The organism is Bacillus sp. ISL-4 (assembly GCF_018613275.1).
Lineage (GTDB): Bacteria > Bacillota > Bacilli > Bacillales > DSM-1321 > Peribacillus > Peribacillus simplex_E.
Genome location: NZ_JAGGQN010000009.1, coordinates 19,990 through 42,732, shown reverse-complemented (window position 1 = coordinate 42,732; position 22,743 = coordinate 19,990). Strand labels below are relative to the sequence as shown.

Genomic DNA, 22,743 nt, shown 5'->3' with positions numbered 1-22,743 from the left:
ATGGTCTCCTATTTTTATGGTTTCTTTCAATTCACTTTTACTTAATGGGCAGATGACCTTTATATTTCTTCATTTTCCTGACGACGGAAGGCTGGCTTATCCCTAAGAATTTAGCCATTTCATATGTGGACTTACATTGTTTACTCGCTTTCATCATCATCCATCTTTCCACTTGTTCGAGGGCAGTATTGAGATCACTATCATCAACCATCATTTCGTCGATCATTAGGGTATCATCTATTTTCTCAAAAGATTCTTGTCCTTGGAAATGGGAGGGGAGAAAGCCAGGGAAAATGATGGAGTCTTCCGAGGTCAAAATGAGCCGTTCAATCAGGTTTTCCAATTCACGCACGTTTCCTGACCATTTATGCTGAATCAGTTTTTCGTATGTGGAAGGGTGCAATTTCTTATCTGACTTGTATTTCTTGTTGATGATTTCGAGATTATGATTGATTAAGATGGCAATATCTTCTTTTCTTTCTCGTAATGGCGGTATTTGGATGGGAATCACATTTAAGCGATAATACAAATCGAGCCTGAATGTTCCCTTTTCCACCATTTCCTCAAGGTTTTGATTGGTGGCCGTTACAAGCCGAAAATCTATCTTATGCTCTTTTTTTCCACCTACCCTTTTAAAAGTCTTCTCTTGTAGGACATTTAATAATTTCACTTGCATATCCAGCGGAAGCTCACCGATTTCATCCAGAAATAAGGTTCCGTTATCTGCTTGTTCTACTAGCCCTTGTTTCCCTTGCTTCTGCGCTCCGGTGAAGGATCCCGCTTCATACCCAAACATTTCAGATTCAAAAAGACTTTCTGGGATGGTACTGCAGTTAACTTCGATGAATGGCTCTTTGCTGCGGTAACTCTGATTGTGCAGCCGGCGGGCGAATACGCTCTTTCCCACACCGGATTCACCAAGAAGCATGACTGTCGCATCCGTTTTGGAAACACGGTGTATCGTTTTGGCGATTTGCCGCATTTCCTTGCTGCGATAGATCAGCTCCTCCTGTTCCCTAAGTTCCTCGACTTCCGATTGGTATTCTTGAATCTTTTTCTCCAATTGACCGTACTGATCCTGGAGGTTCCTGATTTCAGTTTGATCTTGGGCATAGCTGACGACACGAATCAATTCACCATCATCATCAAAGATGGGATAGGCAGTCGACATAACGATTTTTCCCGTCTTCGTCTGCTGCATGATCTGTACAGGTGTTTTCTCTTTCAATACCATGGCAGAAATAGAAGGTGAAAGGATTCCTTCCGTTTCGAGCTGGTAAACGGATTTTCCCAGATAATGTTCCGGTTCGATTCCATATATCCACCAATGGTTAGGATTCGTGAATAAAATGAATCCTTTTTCATCGGTCACGGTAATATTATTATTGGAAGTGTTGATGATGCATTCCAAAACTCTTTTGACATTGTTATCACTCATCATTTTCCCCCTTACCCACTATTCCGGTGATTCAAATATAAATCAAAAATAGAGGTGAAATCAAGAATTTTCAGATACTTTGATTTGGAATTGAATCATTTTTTATGAGAGCCATGCCTGAGATTATCTCACTCACATCATTTTTCAAAGCTAAAACTAGAGTAATAGAGTAGCTATCCCACCTTAAGTATGTGGATATTTACGGTTAACCTACTTATGTTTGGGTATAAATAAAGTAGAGAGTAATCGATTGAAGGAGTGATTGACTTGGCTGAAAAAAGAACCTTGGGACAATATTTATACAACTGCTTAAAAGCAGAAGGTATTACAGAGATTTTTGGTGTGCCTGGAGACTATAATTTCTCATTGCTAGATACTTTGGAAGATTACGATGGGATTGAGTTTATTAATGGACGAAATGAACTCAATGCAGGATACGCTGCGGACGCTTATGCCCGTGTGAAGGGAATTTCGGCACTCATCACCACTTTTGGTGTCGGTGAAATGAGCGCATGTAATGCAATCGCTGGCGCGTACAGTGAAAATGTGCCGCTCATACATATTGTCGGCTCGCCAAAGTCCATGATGCAACAGGATAAGGAGCTTGCCCATCATACGTTAATGGACGGAGATTTTGATGTTTTCCGTAAGGTTTATGAGCATATCACCAGTTATACGGCAATTCTTACCCCGGAAAACGCAGCTAGGGAGATACCGGCTGCAATCAGAATCGCGAAAGAAAAGAAAAAGCCCGTTTATTTAGTAGTGGCTATCGATCTTGTTGAAAAACCGTTGCTTTCTCACGGTGAGACTTCTGAAAATGTGGCCAAAACGAATGTCGATGCGCTGCAGTCAGCAGTGAAGCATATAAAAGGGATGTTAGAACATGTAAACAAAGCGGTTCTGCTTGTCGATTTGAAAACACTTCGTTATAACCTGCAGAAACCCGTACTGCAGCTCGCTGAGAGGTTAAATGTTCCAGTTGCTTCGTTAATGCAGGGAAAAAGCGGGTTTGATGAGAGCCATCCCCAGTATATTGGTGTATACGGCGGAGCTTTCGGAAGTAAGGATGTAACTCAGACTGTTGAAGAAGCGGATTTCATCATAGCCGTTGGTGCTGTTTGGTCAGACGTCAATACTTCCAAAGGTACAGCAAAGCTTAACCCGTTGAAAATGGTGGAAATTCAACCTGACACATTAAAAGTGGGGGAAGCCAGTTATATGAATGTCAGGGCAGAGGAAATTCTAAATGCGCTCCAGGACATTGGTTACCGGCAGAACGAATCTGTTGGAAACATCTCGTTTCCGTATGACACAATGGCGGAAGACCCATCAGCACCACTGAAAGCGGCTTCCTATTATCCTCGAATTCAGCAAATGTTAAAAGATAATGACATTGTGGTCACGGAAACAGGAACATTCTCTTATGGCATGTCACAGGTCAGGTTGCCGAAAGGGGCGACCTACATAGCCCAGGGAGGCTGGCAAAGCATCGGATATGCCACGCCCGCAGCTTTCGGTGCTTGTATAGCGGATAGAAACCGACGTGTCCTATTGTTTACCGGGGACGGCTCGATACAGCTGACAGCACAGGAAATAAGCTCGATGCTGGAGAACGGCTGCAAGCCCATCGTGTTTATTCTCAACAATAACGGTTACACGATAGAAAAATTCTTGAACGTAAAAGTCGATATAGAAAAACAGAAATACAATGAGATACCAGAGTGGAATTATACAAAGCTGGCTGAAGCGTTTGGTCAAGAGGCATTTACAGCAAGAGTCGAGACGAATGGTGAACTGGATGATGCCATTACAAATGCTCAGAACGCCGATAACCTTTGCCTCATAGAATTGGTCGTGAAAGATCAAATGGATGCCCCGGAATATTTGCAAAAAATGAGGCAGTATCTTGAAAACCAAGAGAGACTAAAGTAATGCCATGTTCAAAATGCTCTCGCGCCGAACCATGTTTTAAAGAAAACTGGTTATTCTTCATGATTTTTTGAGGGTTTGTTAAAATATAACGTTCCAGGCACTCGCCTTCCGCGGGCGGTCCGCCCTTGGCGCTCTTTGCGCCTGTGAGGTCTACCTTGGACACGCTTTTCTAAGCAGGAGTCTTGGCAGACAGTCGGCGGAAAGGGAGCGGATTTCTGAAATCAAGCTGGAACATTTTTTAAAGAAAGGTCTTCTGTTATGAAGGCCTTTTTTTTGTTGGTATAGATACTGTACTTACGATATATCTATACGGCCCGATCTAGGACAAGGGTGGCAAGTTGAAAAAGTAATCAGGATATATCCAGAATGATAATACCAATATTGGTCACTGTCATTTCAAAATTGAAACGGAGAATTTTTAAATTAAAAGTAATATGAAAATGTCACGAGGTAATAGGGAAAATATCTATTTATCCTAAGTAGTGAAAACCATTCTTTTTACGGTCGGCTATTTCTGTAGATAAGGGGGCATAAAAAATGCGTAAAAATTTATCATTAGCACGATTAATAGAATCGAATAAAGAAAACTCAACAATAATCAGCTGTTCATAGATCTTATTGAAGAAAAAGTTCATAAAAAGCAAGTGGAAATGCAGGAAAGACATGTGACAAAACAGGCAGGTGATGATGATGTTATTAAGAAAAGCTTGGTTCTTACAACAAACAATTGCCTAACATAGAAAAAAGAAGGATGAAATAGCCCAACGAAAGGAATTATCAAGCTTGGAAGGAGTCAAGTGTCAGTAATCAACTTAATTATGCGATTTTGGAAATGCAAAGGTTAATGCGCGAGTGAGGATGGATTCCAAAAAGATAATGAGAATGGTTATAGCCATAACACCAGTTGGCAGCTATTTGACATTATAATACGCAAAAAAGCGTGTATGATAGTTTATCAAAACACGCTTTTTTGCTCTTTTATCAAGACATATAGAGTTAATTTTTTAGCCAACAATCGGTTATTGCCATGAATCATTTAGTTAAGAACACGAACTGCCTTTACAAAGCTAGGTCCCCAGTAAGAACTGTTGATGTTAGCGTAGGATACACCTTTAGATGTAGAAGCATTCAGCATTTGACCGTTACCGGCATAAATTCCCACATGATTGATTACACCATCATTATTGGTATCGAAAAATACTAAATCCCCTTTTTGGAGGGATTTTGAAGATACAGCTGTACCAACGTGTGATTGTGCCACTGAATTTCGAGGCAAGGAAATACCTGCACTTTGGAATGCCCTTAATGTGAATGAAGAGCAATCAAATACATCAGTGCGTGAAGTGCTTGCACCGTAAACATACCTGGCTCCCATATATTTAGCGCCAGCAGCCAAAACTTGATCTGCCTTGGTCGAGTTGGACGGTTTTTTAATTGCAGATGCTGAGGCTTGTCCGGAAACCCGGATGGATTGGCCGATACGAATACGATTTGAATTAGAAATAGTAGGGTTCATTTTAAGTAAGGCACTAAGGGAAAGGTTATATCTTTTAGCGATTGTTGATAAGGTATCCCCTAATTTAACCACATAAACTTCTGTTGTATTTTTACTATTATTCGAACTCGTATAGTTGTTAAGGGTATTAACCTTCAAGACCTGGCCGGGAAAAATAAGGTTACTAGTCAAATGGTTTTTAGACTTTAATTGTTTGACAGTCATATTATTGACTCTAGCAATTTTATCCAGGGTGTCACCGGATTTGACCCTATATGTAGCATTAGAAGGACTATTTTTAGCCGTAGAGCTAGATGCAGGGGCCATTCCGGAAACCCGGATGGATTGGCCAATATAAATTCGATCCGAATTAGAAATATCAGTGTTTAATTTAAGCAGGGCACTAAGGGAAAGGTTATATTTTTTAGCAATTTTTGATAAAGTATCCCCCAGTTTAACCACATATTTTTCGGTTTTATCTATATTTTTATCTGTATGGTTGTTAAGGTTATTAACCTTCAAGACTTGGCCGGGAAAAATAAGGTTACTAGTCAAATGGTTTTGAGATTTTAATGCTTGGACAGTTGTATGATTAGCTTTAGAGATTCCATCAAGGGTGTCCCCTGATTTAACTTGATAAGAACCAGCATAAGCGGAAGTGCCTGCCACTAGGGTACCTATAATAGTACCTGCAAGAATGAAAGAGTTTTTAGAATTGTTCATTTAGGAAAGTTCCTCCTGATGTGGTAAAAAAATATGTAGCATTTATATTATAAGGGTATGGCATATAAAAAACAGGCCCATATAAATAAAATTCAACTTTTTCGTCATTTTTCAGTAATCTTATTGCAGGAAAATGGGGGTTTATGGGATACAGGTGGAGTGTAAGAGGGCCATACTGTAATTTCGCATAAATGGATTAAAAGAGCATTTCATAAAATGGAATTTTGAGGAAATTAAAAAGAAAGGTAAGGATGGCATATCCTTACCTTTCCATGATTCATTTTTTAATATTGTCTATAAACGTAGGGATCATCCGGTTCAGCGATTTTACTATGTGATGATACTTTGAGCAGGGGAATGGTTTTCTTGAATGGCTGATAATAAATGGATTCCAATTCACCTGTCACGGAATACCACTCATCATTTTTAGGATGCATTCCTTCAGGAAATTCGATTAGCATACCGAATACCCCAGAGTCCGCGACACAGTGAATGACCCCAAAACGAAACAGGAATACCTGGTTTTTGGCTAGCTCATTTGAATTGTACGTAAATCCGGTTAACGTTATTTGCTTGCCAGTGAACTTTCCAGGAGAGTAATAGATAGCTTCTAAATCGTTTAGATAGTTTTCATCTGTTAATTGAAGACTATCTCGATCAACCAAGCCTTTGAGAGAGTTATCCATTAAAGTTAAATAGTCATCCTTGCCATAATAAAGACTCGTATCCGGCTGCAGAAATTGATGCTGGCTATATTCATCCGAGTCTTCATATACCGGGAAATGAAATCCTTTTTTTTCTACAATATTGGAGTCCATAGTGGCAACAGGCAAAAAGAGACCGGTTAAAATGGGAATGAAGAATAGGAAGTAAGTAAGGTTCCTTTTCCATTTCTTATTTTCCTGGGGGTGATCATGTCCGCACTGACAATCAACACATTCTTCTTGATTATCTTCCTTAAAATATAAGTAAGATCCCATTAACGTGAATATTGCCAGTATATAGATGGCAATCTGTGAAACATATGAATATTCCATATTAATGTATTTCGATATATTCCCTGAGGCGTGTAAATGCATGAATAAAAAAGTAAGTCCAAGTAATATGAATAATCTTCCCATATAAAACACCCTCTTTAAGAAATAAACAATAAAGTTAGGCCTAAGACGGAAATAAATATATAGGCCATCAAACATAAAACGAATTTTGTTTTGAAGGTACCTAAAAGCATGATCGTATTTTTAATATCAAACATGGCCCCAAATACAAGAAAAGCAACTAGTGAAGAGGGCGAGAAGGTACTTCTAAAAGAACTTGCAACAAAGGCGTCCGCTTGGGAACACAAGGACATGACATAGGACAAAGCCATCATGACTGCATTCCCGGATAGTTTTCCTTGACCGATTTCAAGCAATAGGGATGTTTTCAAAAAGGTTTGAATGGCAGCTGCCAGCAATGCACCAATGATTAAGTATTTTCCAACAGAAAAGAACTCTTCTATCGAGTGTTTGAACATCCCCGTTATTTTGTCTTTAAATGTAAGTTTATGGTGATGTATATGTTCGATATGTTCCTGTTTAAGCTGATTTGTCTTAAATTGAAAAGACAGGATGCATGCAATGATCAGGACGACCGCGAATGCAATTCCGCCACGATAGAAAACCATGCTCCAGCTATTACCAAATGCTATATAGGTGGAAAACAGGACGATTGGATTGAGAATGGGTGCAGAAAGCATAAAGGCAATGGCTGCTGAAAGAGGAACCCCTTTAGCGATCAAACGGCGGGTGATCGGGACGATCCCGCACTCGCAGGCAAGAAAAAAGACTCCTGCACCTATTGCGGATAAAACAGCTAAGATCGGATTTTTCGGAATGATTTTTGCAATCATCTCTTCTGACACAAACATTTGGATGATTCCAGATATAAGGACTCCCAGTAAAATGAAGGGAAGGGATTCAATTAGGATACTAATAAAAATTGTATTCATTTGCAAAAGAGCCTGAACGTTCATCATAAACCACCTTCCATATTGCTGACTTAACTATATTAGATTCGTAATAGATGGAAGTCAATTTATTATTACTGGGGAAATATGCTAGAAGTTGAATGGGTAAGGGAATTATGGAAATTGAACTATGGGATATTGAGGGGACTTGAATAATCTAATGTATAAGTTTGGCAGAAATTAAGTATTACTTCAATTTAAGCCTTGTTCCTTTTGAGGCTATGGCTGTCATTAGCTATATTCATAATCCTTTCATACACGACTCTTGATATGGATTTCGGGATGCTTACGGACAAATTAAAATCCCCTCTAAGTTGTGTAACATACACAGAATTTACACAGTTCACTTAGAGGGGATATAATCATGGTTTATTTTTCGGCACAGCTTTATTAATTAGGTTTTTACGGGATATAAACGGATTGTCGGTAACCCAGAAACGCCAAGGATAATCTTTTGCTGCCCCGGAGTTGTCGATTCCGACGCGGGGGCCGCTGGATATGTGTTCAGGCATTTTTCCGGTAGCAAGATATAGCGGGGGATCTGTAAAAGATCGACCATAATCATCCATGGTGATGCCTAGTGCCTTTGTTAGCTTTCCAGGTCCATCGGTCCATTTACGAATATCGGCAATTCCGCGTCTTTCATGCATGAGCTCAAGCCCGGAATACGGTTCAACCGCCCTGATTAAAATGGCCTCCGGATTTTCAGGCCCGCCGCTTACGACATTGACCAGTGTATGTGTGTGCATGACGTATGTATATATCAATCCGGAATTACCGAACATCACTTCCGTCCGTTTTGTCCTTCTATTTCCAAAACTATGTGCGGCCCTGTCCCCAGGTCCAATATAGGCCTCTGTTTCAACAATGAATCCAGAAGCGGTTCCATCCGCTGTTTCTTTTACAATGAGGCAGCCAAGAAGGGATTTTGCCAGTTCAAGCGTGGGCCGCTGATAAAAATCCGCAGGTAAAATTGAATGGTTTATCATAGTATCACTCCATTTAGTCTCATACAGGTAAAATTCCCTTATCGATGAAAAAGAAACATGAAGGGATTAAAAAGGCCGGCTGAATATATCAGCCGGTCCCGAGCATATTTTTAGCCTAATTCTTTTTCCGTTTCTTGATCTTTTTTGATTCGTCCTGAACCCACGGAAAGTGCTACTAGTATCCCCGCGGAAACAAAAAAGATACCGGTGATGAAAACACTGGAGAATGCATCGATCCAAGCATTTTCAATCGTTTTTACAAGGACATTGCTGACTTCTGCCGGCATTTTAAGGTTTTCCGGATAAAGCATGATGTTGAATAACGCATCCGTTTTATCGGCTAATGCTTTCAGTGCCTCATGCAATATAGGGTCCTTTTGGCTTACGACCGCATCATCCATATTTTGCTGGAGATTGTGATTCATGACAGCGTTCAAAATCGTGATGCCCATCGTTCCTCCTATAGATCGGAAGAATGTGGAGGCCGCTGTAACCGACCCTAGCTGGGATTTTGGAAACTCGTTTTGAACGGCAATCATCAATGTCGGCATGACAAGACCCATACCTATTCCAAGGATGGCCATGAATGAGTACGCAGTGAAAATAGTCGTACTGCCGTCCATCATGCTCATTAGGAAGAAGCCAAGCGTTGCAAAGGCCATTCCAAAGGTAAGCACGGTACGAAAACGGAATTTCAATAGTAACCGCCCGCCAATTATGCTGGAAAGAATCATACCGATCATCATCGGAGTCATGGTCGACCCCGCTTTTGTTGGTGAAACTCCCAGTACGCCTTGCATGAACAGCGGGACGAACATGATTGCCCCGAACATGCCAAGGCCAAGCAGGAAGCCCAAAATATTCGTGGTGGAAAAAACTCTATTTTTAAAAAGGGATAAATCAAGGATCGGTTCGACTGCTCTTCTTTCAAAAATGATGAATAGGGCAATGAAGACAATGGTGCTGCCGAAAATCAAGAGAGATTCCAGTGATAACCATTCGAATTTATCACCACCGAAGGTCAAGCCCAGCAGTAACAGCACAATACCAGGAATCAAGGTGAAAATCCCCAGATAATCGATATTCACTTTCTCTGCTTTCCTTATGGCTTCATGTTTCAATCCTACATAAATCAAAATGGCAGATAGTAAGCCCGTCGGTACATTGATCAAAAAGATCCAATGCCAGCTTATATGGTCAACGATCAGGCCGCCCAGAAAAGGACCAATGACGGAACTTAAACCAAAAAGGGCTCCAAATACACCCTGCCATTTGGCTCTTTGTTCGGCAGAGAATATATCGCCGATTATCGTTTGGGATAAAGGCATGATCATCCCGCCGCCGATTCCCTGCAGCCCTCTATAAATGATCAATTGCTCCATCGAAGTGGCTGTGGCACATAAAAAAGAACCAATCGTAAAAATGATCGTACCAAGCAGATAAAGGGAACGTCTGCCATATAAATCAGATAGCTTTCCAACAATGGGTACAACAGTCGTTGAGGCTATTAAATAGGCAGTCGTCACCCATGCAAAGATGGTAAAACCATTCAATTCCCCGATAATTGTCGGCATGGCCGTACCGACGATCGTCTGTTCCAATGAACTGAAAAACATTCCAATGATCAATCCTGTTAAAACTAGCTTAGTATTGACCGCTTTTTTTTCCATTTGCATACGATTTCTCCATTCCTGGAACTGTATTCCTTATTCGTTTTGTGACTGATAGGTCAAAATTATAAATCCGAAATGACCATTTAGTCAATGGTTTTTCGCTGAAAATTTCAATTGCATGAAGGTGGATATGAAGATTCATCCATAACACCTTAGTAATTCGACCAGAAACCACCAAATCCTTCTGATTAATATCTCCAACGTGTTTCCATTTATGATATCCGATATAATAAGAAGGAATATAGATGAACTTATGATTGGAAGTGTAAGATATGAATAAAAAAATCGGGTTTATTGGATGCGGCAAAATGGGTGAGGCAATGCTTGAGGGCATGTTGCTTGCAGAGGTCATTTCACCTGAAGGGATCATGGTCAGTACTGCGAGTATGGAAACCAAAACTAAAATCACCACGAAATATAAAGTTAAAGGCACTTTGGATAATATAGAGGTTGCCGGTTTTGCCGACTTTCTCTTTCTAGGGATCCAACCTGCCATGCATAAGCAAGTGCTTGAAGAAGTGAAGAATCATGTGAAAGAAGACGCTGTAATCATTACCATGGCAGCTGGGATCACTATATCTTTAGTTGAGAGCAGCTTCGGAAAAAAAGTGAAGGTTGTCCGGACGATGCCAAACACTCCTTCGCTTGTCGGTGAAGGCATGACGGCCATGAGCATCAATGGTGAAATTACCGATGCTGATATAGAGGATGTGACTGCATTGCTGAATAGTTTCGGTAAAACGGAAATCCTGCATGAAGATTTGATGGACGCAGTACCGGCCATCAGCGGTTCGTCGCCTGCTTATGTATACATGTTCATCGAGGCGCTGGCTGATGGAGGGGTCCGTGATGGCATTCCAAGAAAACAAGCATACCGAATGGCAGCACAAGCTGTAATGGGAGCTGCTAAAATGGTACTGGAAACGGAAAGACATCCTGCTGCTTTAAAGGATGATGTCTGCACGCCGGGCGGTTCAACGATAGCTGCGGTAGCGTCTTTAGAAGAGAATCAGCTAAGATCCAGCATTCTGCAAGCAATGAAGGCCTGCACGGATAAAACGAAAGGTTTCAGTAAGTGAAGAAAGATGGATTGCCTATTAGCGGGCAATCTCATTTTGTGTGATATTTTCAGAATGTTTGGTGAAAAAAGAGGAGGCAGCATAATGAATGGTTATATAGAAGAACTTAGGAAGATACTGACGGCAGAACAAGTAACGGTGAATGAAACATTATTGGAACAGCACAGCCATGATGAATCATATCACACTCCGCATTTACCCGATATGGTCATTTATCCAAGGGATACTGCGGAAGTCAGCGCAGTCATGAGTTATGCGAATGAGCATGAAATACCGGTCATTCCTTTTGGATTAGGATCAAGTTTGGAGGGGCATGTCGTTCCAGTCAAAGGGGGAATTTCCCTGGATTTGTCCTTGATGAATCATATACTGGAAATCAGGGAAAATGATTTCCTTGTTAAGGTCCAACCAGGTGTGACAAGGACGCAACTCAATAAAGAATTAAAAAAATACGGTTTGTTCTTTTCCGTCGACCCTGGCGCCGATGCTACATTGGGAGGGATGGCAGCTACGAATGCAAGTGGGACGACCTCGGTCAAATATGGGATAATGCGCGATCAAGTCAGGGATTTGGAAGTGGTTTTAGCAAACGGTGAAGTGATTCATTCCGGAAGTTTAGCGACAAAATCATCCTCAGGCATTCACTTGAATGGCTTGTTTGTCGGTTCTGAAGGTACGCTAGGTGTATTTACTGAACTGACTTTAAAGGTATACGGTATTCCTGAAGTCACCATGGCTGGGAGAGCTTCATTTCCAACCGTCGAACAGGCAGTATCTGCGGTTAATGGGATCATGCTTGCTGGAATCCCGATTGCACGAATTGAATTGGTTGATGCCGAGTCCATAAAAAAAGTTAATCAATTCATGGACAAATCCTATGATGTCCAACCAACTTTATTCCTCGAGTTTCATGGGAATTTTGCCGGACTGGAACAGGACGTCAAATTTGCCAAGGAAATTGTAAGTGATTTTGGCTGTGGGGATATCCAGTTTGAAACCGATTCAAAAGCACGGAATGCCTTATGGGAAGCGCGCCATAACCTCGCATACGCATTCATTCACAGCGCACCTGGAAAGAAGCTGATGGTGACCGACGTAAGTGTGCCCCTTCATGAATTATCGAATGCCATACTGGATACAAGGAAGAAGGTCGAACAATCCAAAGTGGAGGGTGCGATTGTAGGACATGTAGGTGACGGGAATTATCATGTATTGTTCATGATCGATCTGAAAAATCCTGAAGAAGTTAAAGAAGCGAAGAGGTTAAATGAAGAAATCGTCGAATATGCATTAACAAAAGGCGGTACATGTACGGGTGAACATGGGGTAGGACTTGGAAAATCGAAGTATCAGCGAAGGGAGCATGGAGGAGCTTACGAAGTGATGAAAACAATCAAACAGGGATTAGATCCGAAAGGAATAATGAATCCTGGGAAGATCTTCATAGATTAAGAGGCAAATTTTATTTTGTAGATTAGTAATAACATCAAACAAACTTGATCCCATATAAAATGTGGTGGAAATAATGTGTATTATTGGGGTCAAGCCGAAAATGCCAATTACATATCACGGAATTTAACATATTCGCATAAAAATGATTTTCGACTTTAATTCGAGCTCTAATCGAAAAAATGGACCGTTCGATCTGATAATTCGACCTATATCTAGTTAAATCGCCCGTAGTGCGAGATAATCCGACATGATCCAGATATTGTGTCCGAAGAAGTACAGCTTCAACGAGATTCTCGTCCAAAAAAATAAGACTCCAGACAAGATTATGTCTGGAGTCTTATTTTTTATTAAGCGTTAATGTTATTTGAGTTTAAGGCATTTTCAACACTTACATAGTTGTAGCCAAGGTCTGTTGCAACTGCTTCGAACGTGATTTCACCGTTCGCAACATTGACGCCTTTTGCAAGTGCATCATTTTCAAGGATTGCTTTGATGGCACCTTTGTTTGCAATTTGAAGTGCAAATGGTACTGTTACGTTAGTTAATGCAACTGTAGAAGTTTGAGGCACTGCTCCTGGCATATTCGCCACTGCATAATGCACTACTCCATGTTTAACATAAGTAGGGTTATCATGTGTTGTTATGTGGTCGACCGTTTCAAAGATACCGCCTTGGTCGATTGCAACATCTACAATGACTGAACCAGGAGACATCGATTTAACCATTTCTTCAGTAACAAGCTTAGGAGCTTTAGCACCTGGAATCAATACAGCACCGATCACTAAATCGGCATCTTTAACTGCTTCCGCAATATTATAAGGGTTGGAGATAAGTGTAGTCAGTTCATTTCCGAAAATATCATCAAGTTGACGTAGGCGGTCAGGGCTTAAGTCAAGAATGGTAACATCTGCGCCTAATCCAATAGCGATTTTAGCAGCATTCGTTCCAACCATACCTCCGCCGACAACAGCGACTTTACCACGTTTAACTCCAGGAACTCCGCTTAATAGTATTCCTTTGCCGCCGTTATTTTTTTCAAGGAACTGAGCACCGATTTGTGCTGCCATGCGTCCTGCAACTTCACTCATTGGTGTCAATAAAGGAAGTGTGCGGTTTACTGCAACCGTTTCATAAGCAATGGCCAAGACACCGCTTTCTTTTAGGGCCTGAGCTAGTGCCGGTTCAGCCGCAAGATGTAAATATGTGAAAAGGATTAAATCTTTTCGGAAATATTTATATTCAGATGAGATAGGTTCTTTTACTTTCATGATCATTTCTGTGCTTGACCAAACGCTAGCAGCGTCCTCGACTATAACAGCACCAGCTTCTTGGTATGATTCATTTGTAAAACTGCTTCCTAGACCTGCGTTCATTTCGATTAATACTTCGTGACCTGCATTGACTAATGCCACAACCCCAGCTGGAGTGATAGCTACACGGTTTTCATTGTTTTTAATCTCTTTTGGAATTCCTATTCTCATCTTAATCCCTCCAATAATGTGTTTTTACTATTTGTATCACAAGTATAGTTGGAAAAAGAAATAGTTAGTATGTGGAAATCAGAAAATTGAAAATGGTGTATTTGTGGAATTCCACAAACGCAGTGTCAAAAAATATGGGCTTGCCAGGAACAAGACCTTTTTAAAGCTGAATTCAATTCTTTGCAATAGGCTCTTGAATGCGCTCTAAAATCCTTCTTTTCTTATATAGCATGATTCCCGTATCGGCTATATCGGCAATCATGGAACGATTTGTAAGGGCGCCAAAGATTATTCCGGCAACAGGAACCATTTGCAAAAGCTTTTTCCAGCCAAACTGATCACGGTATGTATAAACGACTTCCCGCCAACCTTGCAGTTCGGATGCTATTTCCCTTTTTGATTGGGAATCGGTCTGGTTCATTTTCGACAATTCATTTAATATAGCTTTTTTGCCGACAACATCCGATGTTGTGAATTGCAGACATTTTACGATGAAAATACGTTCTTGGCGGTCTTTAGGATTGAAGCCATATGTGATGGCGATATCCTGAAGCGTTTTGATCGACATGCCGAGAAGAAGGGGGATGTCGATGGCCAAGGTGAAGATTCCGCCAATCCCTGTAGTGGCACCTTGAACCGTTGCCAATTTGCTGCCTGAATTTTTAATATCCTGACTCACACTATCCATAATATGGAGGGGTATGCTTGAAACATCTTCCAGGGCTTTAATTTCCAAATCGGGAACCTTGGCTTGCAGCTGACTTAAAATATGAGCTTCTTTCGTTAAATATTTTCCGCCATTCTGAATGTAGCTGCCGATTTCATCAAGCATGACACCCAACTTTTTCTGAATGAAATCCGGTGTCAACTTATCCAATAGCTTGAAGGGGATTCGCCCGATCCGTTCCCAAAACCATAGTCCTTTCTGATCTTTCTCCCATTTTTCAATGATTGTTAATTCTTTTTCAAGCTCTTCTTTTGTTTCAAGTTTCATATGATCAACCTTTCCCACTTCTAGTATTCCATATCAGGGAATATATCATTAATTTTTCTTGTGAAATTCATCATATTGATTAAGTTTAATGTTAAGAAAGAGGGACATTTTTTGAATCGGGTCTTTTAGCCGAATATTTCCCACTTCAGAGATTCTTTTTAATCTGTAATTTAATGTATTCACATGGATATGAAGATTACTTGAAGCTTCATTTGGGTTGCAGTCTTTCTCTAGATAGACAGTGAGTGTTTGCAGCAATTCCGTCTGGTTCTTCATGTCATATGCTTTTAGCCTAAGGATCGAAGGATGAACACGACGCTGTTTGTTGCTTGCGAGTGTTTCAATCATTTGAAACATGCCAAGTTCTTCATAATGTAAAATGAGTTTCATGTCATCAGGGAAAACATTCTTCATTTTAAGGGTGTATTGAGCTTCTTCGTAACTTGATTTAACATCCATTAAGTTTTTATACATATTGCCAGCCGTTCCAAGAATATGCTCGACACCGAAACGCCGTTTCATCTCCAGAATGAAAAAAGGAATGAACTCATAAATCGATGAAGTGAAAGAAGGGCTGTTTTCCTGGTTGCCTCCCGCTAAAAGAATGAGCTTGTTATGGTCAATGGCAAATAAGGAACTGTTTATCTTTTGAGTGGTCGTTAACATGTATGAAATGTAGCGCTCCACTTCGCGATTGATCTCTTTAGGAAATTCGAATACCAATATGGAAAAAACCACTGGAACGTGGATGGAAAATTTCTTGTAATTTTCAATTATTTCCGATTCTTCTTGGTAGTGCCCGGTCAACATGCGCCAAAGGAACTCTTGATGACCTGCTTCTTTCCTTTTCTTTTTCAATTGCAATTGCTGTAACTGGTTCTTCGCCTCCTTGGCAGCGAATTGGAGAAATTTCATATCTTCTTCGGAGAAAGGTTCATTTACTTCCAAAGCCCAAATGAAACCAAGTACTTCATTATTTTTCCGGATGGAAACCGCAACCCTGTTACCGAGACCGACATCATTGATGGCCCCGATTTTAATGGGGGCATCTTCTTTCAATAACGCGGGGATGAAGCCATCTTTCCATAAACTGTTGATGACCTTTTCAGGGACACGTCTTCCGATTATGGTCATGATACGAGCCTGATCCGTAGTATCATCGTGTGTGCTATAAGCAAGTAAGCGATGGTTACCGTCCTCGATTGTAATGGGGCAACCCAAAACAGAACTGATTCTATCGACAAACTCCATCATATCTCCATAAAGGTCTTTAAAAATATCTCTATTTTTTTCGAATTCCTTCATTTTTATCTTGCCCCTCGCTAAAAAAAATTCCTTCTCCTTGAATTTTAAACGATTTCCTATTAATAAGCATAGATAAATCCTTTGTTAAAACAGAAAATCCCTACCGATGGAAACCGGAAGGGACTTTATTTTAGAATAAGAAGTTAATTAAAAGATAAAGCAAACCTGCTAATGTTGCCGAGATGGGAATGGTAATGAACCAAGTGATGATCATTCTTTTTGCCGTTCCCCATTTTACGCCCTTGACACGATGTGCTGATCCAACACCAAGGATTGAAGACGAAATAACATGGGTTGTACTGACTGGCATGTGTATTATTGTCGCGCCGAAAATGATGAAAGCACCGGTTAAATCCGCTGCAACACCATTGACCGGACGGATTTTCATGATTTTGCCGCCAACGGTTTTAATGATTTTCCATCCGCCGACGGAAGTTCCAAGCCCCATTGCTAGCGCACAGGAGAATTGAACCCAGAAGGGGATATCGGCACTTGATGCATAACCATTTGCAATAAGGGCCATCGTGATGATACCCATCGCTTTTTGAGCGTCGTTCGTTCCATGGGTATACGATTGAAGTGCCGCAGTAGCAATCTGTATAGTACGGAATTTTTGGTTTGTTTTTGTCAGGTTATTGTTTTTAAAGACTACTTTAAAGATGCTGTATACGATAAACCCGATTGCAAAAGCAATTAGCGGGGAGAAAATCAAAGCTTGAAGAATTTTCATGAACCCTTCCCATTTAATGCCGGCGAAGCCTGCTGCAGCAATGGCGGCACCTGCAATCGAACCAATCAATGCATGGGAGGAACTGCTTGGTATTCCGTAATACCAGGTAAGAAGATTCCATATGATAGCGGCAAGCAGAGCAGCCATGATTACATATGAACCATTCGGAAGCGTGAACGGATCCACGATATCCTTCGTTATGGTCTTCGCTACTCCAGTAAATGTCATAGCTCCGACGAAGTTCATGATGGCTGCCATGATGATGGCATGCCTAGGCTTCATGGCCTTTGTTGAAACAGCAGTCGCTATTGCATTGGCTGTATCATGAAAACCATTGATGAAGTCAAATGCTAAAGCAAAGAAAACGATTAATATTGTTAAAATTAATAAAGTATCCATTTATTGGGGTACTCCTTAGGCGTTTTTCATTATGATTGTTTCAAGTGTATTGGCCACTGCTTGACAGTGATCGGCGATTTCTTCAAGGCTTTCGTAAATTTCTTTATATTGAATGATCCTGATTGGATCTTTTTCAACTGTAAACAAGTTTTTGATTGATTGACGTTGGATTCCGTCACAAACTGATTCAAGATCTTTAATTTTGATTGCATTTTCACGAATCATTGGCAATTTCTTAGTGGATAGTGTATCGACAGCACTTTCAATCTCATACGTACATTGTTTGATTGCATCCACAAACTTAAGCATATACTCATCTGCATTGACAATTGAGTACATCTCGAATAATGCTGCACAGTGTTCCAAACCGTCTATGACATCATCCATTCTCATGGTCAATTCAAGTATATCTTCCCGTTCGATAGGAGTGATGAAGGCATTGTTCAGCTCTTTAATCACATTATGAACCATTGAATCGCCTTTATGCTCATAGTCTTTCATCGTATCTGAAAATACTTTGAGATCGGAGATGTTTTTGAGTTTATAATCCGCGAAATAGTCAGCACCTTCTTTAAGGTTTTGAGCGATGTTAAAAAGCATTACTGCGAATTTGTCTTTTTTTGATTTAAAAGCCATGTTAAAGCCTCCCAATTAGTCATGCAAATTTACGCACTTTAGTCGTACGCTTAGTATTAACAAATTGATTGTAACGAATTCATGTAGTATCCGGGAAGGTTTTTCGACGAAAATTTACAAAATCTTAATAAAACTTTATATAAAAACACAAGGAAAATTAAAAAATGGGGAAAACCCTACAATTATAAGGGGAAATCTGTAGAAAAAATGCCTTTCCAATATGGAAAGGCAAAAGGTTCTATAAAAATAAAGCAATTAAATAGTAAATGATTCCAGCTAAGGAAGCGGAAATTGGCAATGTAATGAACCAAGTGATCAACATGTTTTTTGCGGTTCCCCATTTTACCCCTTTGATGCGGTGTGCTGAACCGACCCCAAGTATTGAAGAAGAAATGACATGTGTCGTGCTGACCGGCATATGCAGGAAGGTTGCACCGAAAATGATGGATGCTCCAGTCATATCGGCAGCCACACCGTTAACTGGGCGGATTTTCATGATTTTACCGCCAACGGTTTTGATGATCTTCCAACCTCCGATTGATGTACCAAGTGCCATGGCTATTGCGCAGGATAGTTGTACCCAGAAAGGAACATCAGAGGTAGAGGCATACCCGTTAGCGATCAAAGCCATCGTGATGATACCCATGGATTTTTGAGCATCATTCGTTCCATGTGTATAAGATTGGATGGCCGCCGTGAGAATTTGTATTCTCCTGAATCGCTTATTGGTTTTTCCTAAATTATTATTTTTGAATACTACCTTGAAGATGCTGTATACAATGAATCCAAGCGTGAAGGCGAGGATAGGGGATAAAATCAATGCTTGTACAATTTTAGTGAATCCACTCCATTTAATCGCATCGAATCCACTAGCCACGATGGCAGCTCCCGCTATTGAACCAATGATCGCATGGGAGGAACTGCTTGGAATGCCAAAATACCAAGTGATTAAATTCCATATTATTGCCGAAAGCAGGGCGGCAAGGATTACATAAGAACCATTGTTCAATGTGAAAGGATCAACGATATCCTTCGTAATGGTATGCGCTACACCGGTAAAGGTCAGTGCTCCTAATAAATTCATGACCGCAGCCATGATGATTGCATGACGTGGTTTAAGCGCCTTGGTTGATACTGCTGTAGCGATGGCGTTAGCCGTATCATGGAAACCATTGATAAAGTCAAAGACCAGAGCAAAAATAATAATTAGCACGGTTAAGATGAGTATGCTATTCATACATGGAGGACTCCCTTAATTTCAAATATGTAAAGTGTATATGGATTGTCGCCAATGAATGGGCAGGACAGTTTGCAACTCCTCAATAATAGGATGGGAGTTTTACATTTGATTATTCTTAAAATTTGGCACCTTCTTTTTTACTTGGTTTTAAGCCGAACTATTCAATTGTAACGAATTTCATACCTATAAGGATAGATGTTTCGTCATTTTTTTACAAAATATTTAACTTAGTGAATGATTAAAGAGATAAAATGATCCCCTTTAATATATATGAATGGTATTTAAGGGTGTCTTTTCGCTTAAGAGGCTATATAAATCCCGAGGCTTATGGTTAGAAATAGAAGGTGGAGGGATGTATAATTGGTAAATAAAAGTAAGGGGGAATGATGGAATGATTTCAAATATTGGGGAAACGATCACCTTACATAATGGAGTTAAAATGCCACAGTTGGGTTTCGGTGTATTTAAAGTGAAAAACGGCAATGAAACGGTTGAGTCCGTCAAGAAAGCGATCGAAGTTGGTTATCGTGCGATTGATACGGCGGCCATTTATGAAAATGAAGAAGGTGTTGGTCAGGCGATTCGGGAATGCGGATTGCCTCGTGAAGAATTGTTCATTACATCTAAAGTGTGGAATACAGAGCAAGGATACGAAACGACGCTCCAGGCATTTGATGATAGTTTAAATCGTCTTGGTCTGGAATACTTGGATTTATACCTGATCCACTGGCCGGGAAAAGATAAATATCTGGAAACCTGGAGGGCATTGGAAAAGCTTTATAAGGATGGAAAGGTGAAATCAATCGGTGTGAGTAATTTCCATGTTCATCATTTGGAAGATTTACTTGCAAACAGTGAAGTGAAACCGGTCGTCAATCAAATTGAATTGCATCCACTTTTGACTCAAGTCGAAATTCGTGATTACTGTGCAAAACATGAAATAAAGGTTGAGTCTTGGAGCCCGCTAGGCAGAGGGAACCTATTGGAAGAGCCGACAATTAATCATATAGCGAAGAAGCACGGGAAAAGTTCAGCACAAGTTTTGATTAGATGGCATTTACAACATGATCTAGTTGTAATACCTAAATCGATTACGCCTTCCCGTATCGAGGAAAATGCAGAGGTATTTGACTTTTCTTTAAGCCTGAATGAAATGAATCAAGTAGATGCCTTGAACAAAAATGAACGGTTCGGTAGCAATCCCGATGAACTTTTGTTCTAAAAAGAATACTGCAAATGATAGGAGGGTGTCCCGAATGGGGCATCCTTTTTCTTTTTCCTCATGAACATAATTGAGACAGTTATTGCTTATACTAACTATGTGACAAAGTTAATCCTATGGTATACCCGTTTAATATGTCTGTTAATCCTGTTTTCGTTGCCAAATATTTTTTAAAAAAATTAGGTTTTAGATTAATTAAACGGGGAAAATAATGAGTACAGCGGCAAACAAAAAGAAAAAATTCACTAACATGAGGATTGTCCAATCAGTTACTCAAGGGCTATAGCTAGCTAATTCCACCCAATAACTAAAACATTCACATTCATTAGATATTGTGCATAATCGGCATCATACCATTTGAATGTAAAAGTTAAAAATAACTGAAAAAAGGCATGACAATATGGAAGTGATTTGATTTCTTGGAGTCTGCTGCAGAAATTGAAAAAATAACTAATTTGAAGGAGGAAATATATTATGGGATTTTTATGGTCATTAATTATCGGAGGTATCATTGGTTGGTTAGCAGGTATGATCGTTGGACGTGACGTACCATTTGGAATTATCGGTAACATTATCGCTGGTTTTATTGGTGCATGGTTAGGTTCATTAATTCTTGGGAACTGGGGACCTTCAGTAGCAGATTTCGCTATAATTCCAGCATTGATTGGTGCTATCGTATTTGTCTTCGTCTTAAGCCTTATCTTAAAAGGCATGAGAAAAGCTTCATAAATGCAGAAATTAAGCTGGCCCAAGTGGCCAGCTATTTTTTATGTCAAAATGAACTTATTTCGTCCCAAACATGCCTTTGATCCATCAATTTTGCCCAAAAGCAGAAAATCCTGCAGCTGGTTCCAAAAAAACGGGCAACAATTTCATATTAATGGAAGAAATAAAAACACCGTTCCGAAATCGAACGGTGTTTGTTCAGTTTAAATGGTGACATCGAATATTTCAGGGCTATCAATGAAAGGAGCTTCTATGCTCATTTTTTTTTCTGAAATGGGGTGGATGAATTCGATTTTCCTTGCATGCAGGGCTTGCCGTGGAAATGTCTTTTTTCCGCCATACAAGGTATCTCCGGCCAAGGGGTGATTCAAATGACTGAAATGCACCCTGATTTGGTGGGTTCGGCCGCTTTCCAGTGTACAGCTGACGAGCGTCAAGTTTTTCTTGGGATTGCGATTGAGTACCTGATAATGGGTGACTGCCGTCTGACCTGTAGGGGAAACCCTTCGTCTAGTGGCATGGTGTCGGTCGCGGCCAATTTTTTCTTTTATTTCGCCTTCATTCTTTTTAATGTTTCCTTCGACTAAAGCTAGATATGTCCGTTTGATTTCCCTTTCTTCCAACATTCTATCCAGCATGGACCCAATGAGGCGGTTTTTGGCAAAAAGGACCGCACCGGTGGTATCTTTATCAAGCCTATGAATATGCTTGATCATACAGGACTGGCCGGTTTTTTGAAGATGGTGCGCCACTCCATTGATGAGGGAGTGTGCTTCACCCGGTTGAGAAGGATGAGTATCCATTCCAGCCGGTTTATTGGCTATCAACAACACATCATCTTCATATATGATGGAAATTCCTAAGTCTGCCGCTTGAACTGTTTCATTTTCAGCGTGATCCAATAAGGGGATACTGATCGTATCTCCTTCATTAAGAATAGTTGACCATGTGACGGAATTCCCATTCACTGTCACTTCTTTACTCATCCTCCATTCATGGACTAATTTCTTTGGGGCCTTCCACCGCTTCCTAAAAAGCTTTTCCAATGTTAATCCATTCCAACTTTGGAGAACATTCATTATTAATTTTTGGTTAGTTATTTCAAAATTTTCCAATTAAACCCCTACTTTCGACTACTTTGGTTTTAATTAAATGAAAAAAATATATAATAATTAAAGATGAGTCATGAAAAAAGAAACCTTGGACCTATTGCTGAGA

The 22,743-nt window shown here is 40.2% G+C and carries 18 protein-coding genes; 5 read left to right on the top strand and 13 right to left on the bottom strand.

Going from position 1 to position 22,743, the window contains the following annotated elements:
- Nucleotides 1–37: 37 nt before the first annotated feature.
- Nucleotides 38–1,438 (bottom strand): sigma-54 interaction domain-containing protein, encoded by a 1,401-nt coding sequence (locus tag J7J00_RS05880; RefSeq protein ID WP_396020493.1) that lies wholly within the window; start codon nucleotides 1,436–1,438, stop codon nucleotides 38–40.
- A 267-nt stretch (nucleotides 1,439–1,705) separates the two neighbouring features.
- Between J7J00_RS05880 and J7J00_RS05875 the strand changes: the two genes are divergently transcribed.
- Nucleotides 1,706–3,373 carry an alpha-keto acid decarboxylase family protein gene (locus J7J00_RS05875; protein WP_286201201.1) on the top strand — a complete coding sequence of 556 codons (1,668 nt, stop codon included), beginning with the start codon at nucleotides 1,706–1,708 and terminating at the stop codon, nucleotides 3,371–3,373.
- A gap of 1,036 nt (nucleotides 3,374–4,409) precedes the next feature.
- Here J7J00_RS05875 and J7J00_RS05870 read toward each other — a convergent pair.
- From J7J00_RS05870 to J7J00_RS05850, 5 genes are all read right to left on the bottom strand, one after another.
- Nucleotides 4,410–5,591 carry a C40 family peptidase gene (locus J7J00_RS05870; RefSeq protein WP_214788680.1) on the bottom strand — a complete coding sequence of 394 codons (1,182 nt, stop codon included), beginning with the start codon at nucleotides 5,589–5,591 and terminating at the stop codon, nucleotides 4,410–4,412.
- Nucleotides 5,592–5,875: 284 nt separating this feature from the next.
- Nucleotides 5,876–6,712, bottom strand: coding sequence for a TIGR03943 family putative permease subunit (locus tag J7J00_RS05865; RefSeq protein WP_214788677.1), 837 nt, complete (start codon nucleotides 6,710–6,712; stop codon nucleotides 5,876–5,878).
- 14 nt (nucleotides 6,713–6,726) lie between these two features.
- Nucleotides 6,727–7,605 (bottom strand): permease, encoded by an 879-nt coding sequence (locus J7J00_RS05860; protein WP_214788674.1) that lies wholly within the window; start codon nucleotides 7,603–7,605, stop codon nucleotides 6,727–6,729.
- A 356-nt stretch (nucleotides 7,606–7,961) separates the two neighbouring features.
- The gene (locus J7J00_RS05855) at nucleotides 7,962–8,588 is read right to left on the bottom strand and encodes a DNA-3-methyladenine glycosylase (RefSeq protein ID WP_214788671.1); all 627 of its coding nucleotides are present in this window, start codon (nucleotides 8,586–8,588) and stop codon (nucleotides 7,962–7,964) included.
- Between the two features lie 110 nt (nucleotides 8,589–8,698).
- Nucleotides 8,699–10,264, bottom strand: coding sequence for an MDR family MFS transporter (locus tag J7J00_RS05850; protein ID WP_214788667.1), 1,566 nt, complete (start codon nucleotides 10,262–10,264; stop codon nucleotides 8,699–8,701).
- 269 nt (nucleotides 10,265–10,533) lie between these two features.
- On the opposite strand from J7J00_RS05850, the gene proC reads away from it, so the two are divergent.
- Together proC and J7J00_RS05840 are read left to right on the top strand one after the other, a co-directional pair.
- Complete coding sequence (proC, locus tag J7J00_RS05845; protein ID WP_214788664.1) at nucleotides 10,534–11,340, top strand: pyrroline-5-carboxylate reductase; 807 nt, start codon at nucleotides 10,534–10,536, stop codon at nucleotides 11,338–11,340.
- An 84-nt stretch (nucleotides 11,341–11,424) separates the two neighbouring features.
- A complete protein-coding gene (locus J7J00_RS05840) occupies nucleotides 11,425–12,792 on the top strand; it encodes an FAD-binding oxidoreductase (RefSeq protein WP_098373356.1) in 1,368 nt (455 codons plus the stop codon).
- Nucleotides 12,793–13,139: 347 nt separating this feature from the next.
- Here J7J00_RS05840 and ald read toward each other — a convergent pair whose 3' ends face one another.
- From ald to J7J00_RS05810, 6 genes are all read right to left on the bottom strand, one after another.
- Complete coding sequence (ald, locus tag J7J00_RS05835; RefSeq protein WP_076367639.1) at nucleotides 13,140–14,273, bottom strand: alanine dehydrogenase; 1,134 nt, start codon at nucleotides 14,271–14,273, stop codon at nucleotides 13,140–13,142.
- Nucleotides 14,274–14,445: 172 nt separating this feature from the next.
- Nucleotides 14,446–15,267 carry an EcsC family protein gene (locus J7J00_RS05830; protein WP_214788661.1) on the bottom strand — a complete coding sequence of 274 codons (822 nt, stop codon included), beginning with the start codon at nucleotides 15,265–15,267 and terminating at the stop codon, nucleotides 14,446–14,448.
- A gap of 48 nt (nucleotides 15,268–15,315) precedes the next feature.
- Nucleotides 15,316–16,572 carry a PucR family transcriptional regulator gene (locus J7J00_RS05825; protein ID WP_286201200.1) on the bottom strand — a complete coding sequence of 419 codons (1,257 nt, stop codon included), beginning with the start codon at nucleotides 16,570–16,572 and terminating at the stop codon, nucleotides 15,316–15,318.
- A gap of 130 nt (nucleotides 16,573–16,702) precedes the next feature.
- Nucleotides 16,703–17,701, bottom strand: coding sequence for an inorganic phosphate transporter (locus J7J00_RS05820; RefSeq protein ID WP_214788658.1), 999 nt, complete (start codon nucleotides 17,699–17,701; stop codon nucleotides 16,703–16,705).
- A gap of 15 nt (nucleotides 17,702–17,716) precedes the next feature.
- A complete protein-coding gene (locus J7J00_RS05815) occupies nucleotides 17,717–18,337 on the bottom strand; it encodes a DUF47 domain-containing protein (protein WP_214788655.1) in 621 nt (206 codons plus the stop codon).
- Nucleotides 18,338–18,575: 238 nt separating this feature from the next.
- A complete protein-coding gene (locus J7J00_RS05810) occupies nucleotides 18,576–19,574 on the bottom strand; it encodes an inorganic phosphate transporter (RefSeq protein ID WP_214788652.1) in 999 nt (332 codons plus the stop codon).
- Between the two features lie 394 nt (nucleotides 19,575–19,968).
- On the opposite strand from J7J00_RS05810, the gene J7J00_RS05805 reads away from it, so the two are divergent.
- A complete protein-coding gene (locus J7J00_RS05805; RefSeq protein ID WP_214788649.1) occupies nucleotides 19,969–20,799 on the top strand; it encodes an aldo/keto reductase in 831 nt (276 codons plus the stop codon).
- Nucleotides 20,800–21,273: 474 nt separating this feature from the next.
- Nucleotides 21,274–21,528 (top strand): GlsB/YeaQ/YmgE family stress response membrane protein, encoded by a 255-nt coding sequence (locus J7J00_RS05800; protein WP_214788646.1) that lies wholly within the window; start codon nucleotides 21,274–21,276, stop codon nucleotides 21,526–21,528.
- A 200-nt stretch (nucleotides 21,529–21,728) separates the two neighbouring features.
- Here the strand turns inward: J7J00_RS05800 and J7J00_RS05795 are convergent, their stop codons facing one another.
- A complete protein-coding gene (locus J7J00_RS05795; RefSeq protein ID WP_214788905.1) occupies nucleotides 21,729–22,604 on the bottom strand; it encodes an RluA family pseudouridine synthase in 876 nt (291 codons plus the stop codon).
- Between the last annotated feature and the right edge of the window lie 139 nt (nucleotides 22,605–22,743).